Annotated in this window: 7 protein-coding genes; all 7 read left to right on the top strand. The window is 62.3% G+C overall.

The genetic code is table 11. The features are described from left to right. On the top strand, positions 1-749 hold a 749-nt coding region (gene pgk / locus WCA53_RS18735), incomplete at its 5' end, for a phosphoglycerate kinase (protein ID WP_423913908.1). Positions 750-1,188: 439 nt separating this feature from the next. Next, positions 1,189-2,625 (top strand): pyruvate kinase, encoded by a 1,437-nt coding sequence (pyk, locus tag WCA53_RS18730; RefSeq protein ID WP_423913905.1) that lies wholly within the window; start codon positions 1,189-1,191, stop codon positions 2,623-2,625. Positions 2,626-2,827: 202 nt separating this feature from the next. Then, positions 2,828-3,892: a class II fructose-bisphosphate aldolase gene (gene fba / locus WCA53_RS18725; protein ID WP_423913903.1), complete on the top strand. Its 1,065-nt coding sequence runs from the start codon at positions 2,828-2,830 to the stop codon at positions 3,890-3,892. A gap of 203 nt (positions 3,893-4,095) precedes the next feature. Continuing rightward, positions 4,096-4,998: a phosphoribosylaminoimidazolesuccinocarboxamide synthase gene (locus WCA53_RS18720; protein WP_423913900.1), complete on the top strand. Its 903-nt coding sequence runs from the start codon at positions 4,096-4,098 to the stop codon at positions 4,996-4,998. A gap of 102 nt (positions 4,999-5,100) precedes the next feature. Then, the gene (gene purE, locus WCA53_RS18715) at positions 5,101-5,628 is read left to right on the top strand and encodes a 5-(carboxyamino)imidazole ribonucleotide mutase (RefSeq protein WP_423913897.1); all 528 of its coding nucleotides are present in this window, start codon (positions 5,101-5,103) and stop codon (positions 5,626-5,628) included. Positions 5,629-5,694: 66 nt separating this feature from the next. Then, positions 5,695-6,882 carry a 5-(carboxyamino)imidazole ribonucleotide synthase gene (locus WCA53_RS18710; RefSeq protein ID WP_423913894.1) on the top strand — a complete coding sequence of 396 codons (1,188 nt, stop codon included), beginning with the start codon at positions 5,695-5,697 and terminating at the stop codon, positions 6,880-6,882. A gap of 11 nt (positions 6,883-6,893) precedes the next feature. Continuing rightward, entirely contained in the window at positions 6,894-7,916 is a 1,023-nt protein-coding gene (locus WCA53_RS18705; RefSeq protein WP_423913889.1) for an L-threonylcarbamoyladenylate synthase, read from the top strand. Positions 7,917-7,951: the final 35 nt, after the last annotated feature.

The following is a 7,951-nucleotide window of genomic DNA, read 5'->3' as shown; positions in this document are numbered from 1 at the left end:
GCACGGCGCATCGCGCGGAAGCGACCACGCACGGGATCGCGAAGTACGCACCGGTCGCCTGCGCGGGTCCCTTGCTCGCCGCCGAACTCGACGCGCTCGGCAAAGCGCTAGGCGTGCCGAAGCGGCCGCTGGTTGCGATCGTGGCGGGATCGAAGGTATCGACCAAGCTCACCATCCTCAAGTCGCTGGCTGCGAAAGTGGACCAGTTGATCGTAGGAGGCGGCATCGCGAATACGTTCATGCTCGCGTCGGGCTTGAACATCGGCAAGTCGCTGGCGGAGAAGGATCTCGTCGATGAAGCGAAGGCGATCATCAGCGAAGCGCGTGCGCGCGGGGCATCGGTGCCGATTCCGACCGACGTGGTGACGGCGAAGGAATTCGCCGCGACGGCGAAGGCCGAAACGAAAGCCGTCGATCAGGTCCAGGACGACGACCTGATTCTCGATATCGGTCCGGACACCGCAAAGGCGCTGGCTGCGCAGATTGAGAAGGCCGGCACGATCGTTTGGAACGGCCCGGTCGGCGTGTTTGAATTCGACCAGTTTGGCAACGGCACGAAGACGTTGGCCGACGCGATTGCGAATTCATCGGCGTTTTCGATTGCGGGCGGCGGCGATACGCTCGCGGCCATCCAGAAGTACGGCATCCACGACAAGATCAGCTATATCTCGACCGGTGGCGGCGCGTTCCTCGAGTTTTTGGAAGGCAAGACGCTGCCGGCGGTGGAAATCCTCGAATCGCGGGCTTGAGCCCATGTCCGAGCCGATAAAGCGGAGCGCACTTAAGAAGGGTTCCACGTCGAAACGTCGGGCTGCCGGTCAAGCGCTGCGTGGCGCGAGCTCGATAGTGGAACCGAGTCAGCGTGAAACGGTGGACGAGGGGGGCGGGCCGGAAGTATCCGCAGTACCTGAGGCAACGTCCAAAGTTCCAGCTACCGGAACCGGTGCGGCACAGATTTCCGCCGCCCGCCGCGTACGGGGCTTCCCGGCCGGCCATGTCGAGCAGGAAACCGCTGTGACGATGTACGGCGCAAACGCGTCGCGAACACAGAACAATCATCAGAACCACCATCAAAAAGCGACGCCAGCACGAGCCGGCGCGCGCCCGCAGACGGAGGCACCTTTCATCCCGTCGGCGAACCGCACTCGCAGCAACGCTCCAGGCGCTACCACCCAGACGAGGAAATCCATGCATCGCGCTACAAAGATTGTCGCTACCATCGGCCCGGCTTCCAGTACACCCGAAATCCTCTTGCAAATGATGCAGGCGGGTCTCGACGTGGTCCGGATGAATTTCTCCCATGGCACCGCCGACGATCATCGCCAGCGCGCCCAATACGTACGGGACGCCGCGAAGCAATGCGGCCGCGAGGTCGCGATCATGGCCGACCTGCAAGGGCCGAAGATCCGCGTCGGCAAGTTCGAGAATGGCAAGATCATGCTGGAGACGGGCAATTCGTTCATCCTCGATGCCCGTTGCGAATTGGGTAGCGACGAGCGCTGCGGCCTGGATTACAAGGATTTGCCGCGCGACCTGCGCGTCGGCGACGTCCTTTTGCTCAACGACGGCCTGATCGTCCTCGACGTCAAGCGCGTGATCGGCGAAGAGATTCACACGACCGTCAAAGTGGGCGGCGAGCTCTCGAACAACAAGGGCATCAACCGTCAGGGTGGCGGCCTCACGGCTCCGGCGCTGACCGAAAAGGACATGGAGGACATCAAGACGGCGATGTCCCTCGGCGCGGATTTCGTCGCCGTGTCGTTTCCGAAGAACGCCACCGACATGGAAATGGCCCGCCAACTCGCGAATATCGCGGGCGCGCCTTATGGCATCAAGCCGAAGATGATCGCGAAGATTGAACGCGCCGAAGCGATTCCCGCGCTGCAAGGCATTCTCGATGCCTCGGACGGCATCATGGTCGCCCGGGGAGATCTCGCGGTGGAAGTCGGCAACGCGGCGGTTCCGGCGCTGCAAAAACGCATGATCCGCATGGCGCGCGAGTCGAACAAGTTCGTGATCACAGCCACGCAGATGATGGAATCCATGATCTACGCACCCGTGCCGACGCGCGCGGAAGTGTCGGACGTGGCGAACGCGGTGCTCGACGGCACGGACGCCGTGATGTTGTCGGCGGAAACGGCGGCGGGCAAATATCCGGTGACGACCATCGAAACGATGGCTGCGATCTGCGTGGAAGCGGAAAAATCGGAAACGACCGAACTCGACAAGGATTTCCTCGATCGCACGTTCACGCGCATCGACCAGTCCATCGCGATGGGTGCGCTGTTCACGGCCTTTCACCTGGGCGCGAAGGCGATCGTCGCGCTGACCGAATCGGGCGCAACCGCGCTATGGATGTCGCGTCACTGGACCCACGTGCCGATTTTCGCGCTCACACCGCGTACCGGCAGCGAGCGGACGATGGCGCTGTATCGGAACGTGACGTCGCTGCATCTGGACCCGTGCTCGGATCGCGACGAAGCGCTGCACCAGGCGCTGGAAGTGGTGGTGTCGAAGGGTTATGCGGCGCGTGGCGACATGGTTGTGCTGACCGTCGGCGAGCCGATGGGCCAGGCGGGTGGCACGAATGCGATGAAAATCGTGCGCGTCGGCGATCCGTTCTGAAGAAGCGGCGAGCCATCGGTCACTCGCCCGTAGTGAGTTTCACGCGTGCCGGAACGCCTTGAGCGACCGCGTGGAACGTAAAAAATTGCGGAACTGCGCAGCGGAACACGCAAGCCAGCGAAATCGAGCGCTGGCTTGCGGCTAGAACATTTCAAATTTGTCCGCGCGCCCAGAATTCGTTTCATCTCAAGGAGTTTCACCCATGCCTCTCGTATCAATGCGGCAACTGCTGGATCACGCGGCTGAAAACGGCTACGCGCTTCCGGCATTCAATGTGAACAACCTGGAGCAGGTCCAGGCGATCATGGCGGCGGCCGACGAAGTGAACGCGCCTGTGATCATGCAGGCGTCGGCTGGCGCGCGGAAGTACGCGGGCGAGGCGTTCCTGCGCCACCTGATTGAAGCGGCCGTGGAGTCGTATCCGCACATTCCGGTCGTGATGCACCAGGATCACGGGCAATCGCCGGCGGTCTGCATGGCGGCGATTCGCAGCGGTTTCACCAGCGTGATGATGGATGGATCGCTCGAAGCGGACGGCAAGAGCGTGGCGTCCTATGAGTACAACGTCGACGTATCGCGCAAGGTGGTCGAGGCGGCGCATTCCATTGGCGTGACGGTGGAAGCGGAACTGGGCGTGCTCGGGTCGCTGGAAACCATGAAGGGCGACAAGGAAGACGGCCACGGTGCAGAAGGCATGATGACGCGCGAGCAGTTGCTGACCGACGTCGAACAAGCCGCTGATTTCGTCAAGAAGACGCAGTGCGATGCGCTGGCCATTGCTATCGGCACGTCGCATGGCGCGTACAAGTTCACGAAGAAGCCAACCGGCGATATCCTCGCGATCGAGCGGATCAAGGAAATTCATCGGCGCATTCCGAATACGCATTTGGTGATGCACGGGTCGTCGTCGGTGCCGCAGGATTTGCTGGCCGAAATCCGTGAGTTTGGCGGCGACATGAAGGAAACCTATGGCGTCCCGGTCGAGGAAATCCAGGAGGGGATTCGTCACGGCGTGCGTAAGGTGAATATCGATACCGACCTGCGTTTAGCGATTACGGGTGCAATTCGGCGCTATTTCGGCGAAAATCCATCGAAATTCGATCCTCGCGATTATTTGAAGCCGGCGCGCGAGGCAGCGAAGAAAGTTTGCCTGGAGCGCTATGTGCAGTTCGGTTGCGAAGGGCAGGCCAGCAAGATCAAGCCGATCCCGCTCGACAAAATCGCCGAGAAGTACAAGTCCGGCGAACTGGCGCAGATCGTCAAGTGAGACGGCGGTGCGCTTTAACTGGCGGCGTTAGCCGACCGGTCGAAGCGCTAACCGGCGTGCGCCGTGCATAATTGATGCAAAGGCGGACTCCGCGGAGCCCGCGTATTTGAGCCGCCGTTCCTGCCACGTTGGGGAACGGCGCGTTGTTTTTTTCGTTTGTCCCCAGTCACGGCACTTTTGCGGCACTTATCCGGTAGATGACAATGTCCACCCCACATTCCCCGCTGTATGAATCCACGCTCAAATCATTGCCGCTGCTCGGTCGCGGCAAGGTCCGCGACAACTACGCGGTCGGCACGGACAAGCTGTTGATCGTGACCACGGACCGCCTGTCCGCGTTCGACGTGATCATGGGCGAGCCCATTCCGAACAAGGGCCGCGTCCTGAACCAAATGGCTGATTTCTGGTTCGCCAAGCTTCGGCATATTGTGCCGAACCATAATACCGGCATCGATCCGGCAACCGTTGTGGCCGCCGGTGAAGTCGACCAGGTGGCGGGCCGCGCTGCGGTGGTGAAGCGCCTGGAACCGATCCTCGTGGAAGCGGTGGTGCGGGGTTATCTGGCCGGCAGCGGCTGGAAAGACTATCAGGCCACGGGTTCCGTGTGCGGCGTCGAATTGCCGCCGGGCCTGCAAAACGCCGAAAAACTGCCCGAACCCATTTTCACGCCAGCGGCGAAAGCCGAGATGGGCCATCACGACGAAAACATCACGTACAACGAGATGGAACGCCGGATCGGCACGGAATTGTCGGCGACCATCCGCGACATTTCCATCAAGCTGTACAAGGAAGCCGCGGAATACGCGGCGACGCGCGGGATCATCATCGCGGACACGAAATTCGAGTTTGGCTTGGACAAGCACGGCGAACTGTTCCTGATGGACGAAGTGCTGACCGCCGATTCCTCGCGTTTCTGGCCCGTCGATGGCTACAAGGTCGGTACGAACCCACCGTCGTTCGACAAACAGTTCGTGCGCGACTGGCTCGAAACCCAGTCGTGGAAGAAAGAACCGCCCGCACCGAAATTGCCGGACGACGTTATCGCTAAAACTGCCGAGAAGTACGAAGAGGCGTTGCAGCGATTGACGGGCGAGTCGCTGGCCTGAGGTTCGGTCCGGCGCACAGCGCACCGCTGACACGCGCCGGACGAACTGCGCACACAAAAATGTTGTACAAGACCTGTCCCCACGCAAAAGGAATGCTGCACGATGAGTGAAGTCCAGACCGCCGCCGCGCCCCACACGCATGACGCACCACTGGTTGGCGTGTTGATGGGTTCCAGTTCCGACTGGGACGTGATGAAGAACGCGGTCGCGATCCTGCAGGAATTCGGCGTGCCTTATGAGGCGAAAGTCGTCTCTGCGCACCGGATGCCCGACGAGATGTTCGAGTACGCCGAGACGGCGCGCGAACGCGGGCTGGCCGCGATCATCGCGGGCGCGGGAGGTGCAGCGCATTTGCCCGGCATGCTGGCTGCCAAGACCACGGTGCCCGTGCTGGGCGTGCCGGCGGTGAGCAAGTATCTGAAGGGCGTGGATTCGCTGCATTCAATTGTCCAGATGCCCAAGGGCGTGCCGGTCGCGACCTTCGCCATTGGTGAGGCCGGAGCGGCTAACGCGGCGTTGTTCGCCGTATCCATACTTGCCGTGACCCAACCCGCCTATGCCGAAAAACTGACCGCGTTCCGCGCGCGCCAGAAGGAAGCGGCAGAGGGCATGGTTCTCCCGCCGCTGTAAGCGAAGTCAAGTTACAAGCAAAAACCCGATACACGAAACACTTCTGGCCGCGACCGGGTACACACGATGAACGCACAAACTAAACCCAGTTCTCCCATCCTGCCGGGCGCATGGCTCGGCATGGTTGGAGGCGGCCAGCTTGGCCGCATGTTCTGTTTCGCCGCGCAATCCATGGGGTATCGCGTGGCTGTCCTCGATCCGGACCCGTCGAGTCCGGCGGGCGCCGTCGCCGATAAACACCTGCGGGCCGCCTTCGACGACGAAGCCGCGTTGACCGAACTTGCGCGGCTGTGCGCGGCGGTATCGACGGAATTTGAGAACGTACCGTCCGCCAGCCTCGACTTCATCGCGAAGACCACGTTTGTGAGTCCGGCCGGCCGATGCGTGGCTATTGCGCAGGATCGCGTGGCGGAAAAGCGTTTTATTGCGAGCGCGGGCGTCCCGGTAGCGCCCCATATCGTGATCGAGTCGACTGAAGCGCTCGATGCCCTCTCCGACGCGGAGATCGCCGCCGTGTTGCCCGGCATCCTGAAGACGGCGCGGCTCGGCTATGACGGCAAAGGGCAAACCAGCGTGCGCAATGTGGACGAGGTGCGCACGGCCTACGGTTCGCTCTCGGGCGTGCCATGCGTGCTCGAAAAGCGCATGCCGCTCAAATTCGAAGTGTCCGTGCTGATCGCTCGTTCGGGCGATGGTAAGTCCGCCGTCTTTCCACTCGCGCAAAACCAGCACGTCGACGGCATTCTCGCCAAGACAGTGGTGCCCGCGCCGGATGCAAGCGCTGCGATCGTGGCGCAGGCGCAGGACGCGGCATTGACCATTGCCGACAAGCTTGATTATGTGGGCGTGCTCTGCGTGGAGTTCTTCATCCTGGAGGACGGCTCGCTGATCGCAAACGAAATGGCGCCGCGTCCGCATAATTCCGGCCACTACACCGTCGATGCCTGCGCGACCAGTCAGTTCGAGCAGCAAGTCCGCGCCATGACCGGCATGCCGCTAGGCGACACACGGCAACATTCGCCCGCGGCGATGCTCAACATCCTTGGCGACGTCTGGTTCGAAGGCAGCAAGGCCCGCACGCCGCCGTGGCACGACGTCGCTGCGTTGCCGACTGCGCGCCTGCATCTCTATGGCAAAGAAGAAGCGCGGCCGGGGCGCAAGATGGGCCACGTGAATTTCACGGCGACCACGCTGGAAGAAGTGCGTACGGCGGCGCGGGATTGCGCGCGCATGCTGCACATCCCGCTGGATTGAGCGCTTCCGCCATGCCATTCGTTGCCCCCGACACCCGGCAGATTCATGAGGCGGCCGCGTTGCTGGACGCGGGCGAACTCGTCGCGTTCCCGACTGAAACCGTTTATGGGCTTGGCGGCGACGCTGAAAATCCCGAGGCGATCGCGCGGATTTACGCAGCGAAAGGGCGTCCGTCTAATCATCCCGTGATCGTGCATCTCGCGCCGGGCAGCGATCCGGCGTACTGGGTTCGCGAGTTGCCGGCCAATGCGCAAAAGCTTATCGAAACCTTCTGGCCCGGCCCGCTCACGTTGATCCTGAAACGCGCCGCGCACGTTCCCGAAGCGGTGAGCGGCGGACAGGATTCCGTGGGCATCCGCTGTCCGTCGCATCCCGTTGCGCAGGCGTTGCTCACCGCGTTCAGCGCAATGCGCGAGGGTCACGGCGGCGTGGCGGGGCCATCGGCGAATCGCTTTGGACACGTCAGCCCGACCACGGCGCAACATGTCCGCGATGAATTCGGCGCAGCGATTCATGTGCTCGATGGCGGCGCGGCCAAGGTGGGCATCGAATCGACGATTTTGGATTTATCGCGGGGCTTTCCAGCGTTGCTCAGGCCTGGGCACGTCAGCCCCTTGCAGATAGCGCAGGTGATCGGCGACATGCCGCGCCTGGCTGACGGAACAGACGCCAGCGCGCCCCGCGCGTCCGGGACGCTGAAGGCGCACTACGCGCCGCGCACGCCGCTGAGCCTATTGCCCTTTGCAGAACTCGAACCGCTGCTAGCCGCACACGCACTCGATGCCGATAGAAAGCTCGCGCTGGTCGCGCGGGTGTCCAGTGCGGGTAGGTGGGCCGATGCGCTGAATGTGCATTTCATCGCGGCGCCCGAAGATCCGCAGAGCTATGCGCGTGATTTGTATAGCTTGCTCAGAGCGCTGGACCGCGCGAATGTCGAGCGGATTTTGATCGAGACGCTGCCGGCGTCGGCGGAATGGAGTGCGGTCAACGACCGTCTCGGGCGTGCGGCGGCCGCTTTTGAGGCGCAGGAATAACGCGCTCGCAGTCGGACTGTGACTCAGGTTCGTAC

It is taken from the genome of Caballeronia sp. (genome assembly GCF_049581465.1).
Classification (GTDB): Bacteria; Pseudomonadota; Gammaproteobacteria; order Burkholderiales; family Burkholderiaceae; genus Caballeronia.
This window is presented reverse-complemented; position numbering and strand designations above follow the sequence as displayed.

Bases quoted from the DNA above. Each gene is read 5' to 3' on its own strand.
- pyk (WP_423913905.1), top strand. From the start codon at position 1,189: ATGCATCGCGCTACAAAGATTGTCGCTACCATCGGCCCGGCTTCCAGT.
- fba (WP_423913903.1), top strand. From the start codon at position 2,828: ATGCCTCTCGTATCAATGCGGCAACTGCTGGATCACGCGGCTGAAAAC.
- WCA53_RS18720 (WP_423913900.1), top strand. From the start codon at position 4,096: ATGTCCACCCCACATTCCCCGCTGTATGAATCCACGCTCAAATCATTG.
- purE (WP_423913897.1), top strand. From the start codon at position 5,101: ATGAGTGAAGTCCAGACCGCCGCCGCGCCCCACACGCATGACGCACCA.
- WCA53_RS18710 (WP_423913894.1), top strand. From the start codon at position 5,695: ATGAACGCACAAACTAAACCCAGTTCTCCCATCCTGCCGGGCGCATGG.
- WCA53_RS18705 (WP_423913889.1), top strand. From the start codon at position 6,894: ATGCCATTCGTTGCCCCCGACACCCGGCAGATTCATGAGGCGGCCGCG.